This is a genomic window from Vibrio sp. 811, assembly GCF_033339195.1.
Map to the genome: position 1 here is coordinate 1 of NZ_JAWOUB010000818.1, position 272 is coordinate 272.

Sequence of the window (272 nt, forward strand, 5' to 3'; positions counted from 1 at the left end):
TGCCTTCTCGCATGCCTTTACCCGCAAGTTGTCGAACCCAGCCAGCATCAACTTGAGACCAATCTTTCAGTCCCATTTCGGCAAGATGCTGCGCCATGGTTTCCAACTGTTGCTTGTAATTGCGTTGAGTGTGCAAGCTGAGCCCCTTTTCGCTTCGCAAGAATTCGTAGAAGCGTTCAAGAGGCTTTTGAAGACTATTTGGCAGAGGAGTGTTGGGAGTTGGTGTCATCGTAACTTTGCCATACCAATGTTTGAGCAAGATGTGCCACTAC

At 48.5% G+C, this 272-nt stretch carries 1 protein-coding gene and 1 pseudogene; both read right to left on the reverse strand.

The window, feature by feature from the left end; all coding sequences use genetic code 11:
* Window positions 1–229: site-specific integrase (locus tag R7Q46_RS29570; RefSeq protein WP_318078637.1), on the reverse strand; the 229-nt coding region annotated here is incomplete at its 3' end.
* Window positions 195–272, reverse strand: a pseudogene (locus R7Q46_RS29575) (DUF484 domain-containing protein); the annotation flags it as partial. The gene R7Q46_RS29570 and the pseudogene R7Q46_RS29575, both read right to left, overlap by 35 nt.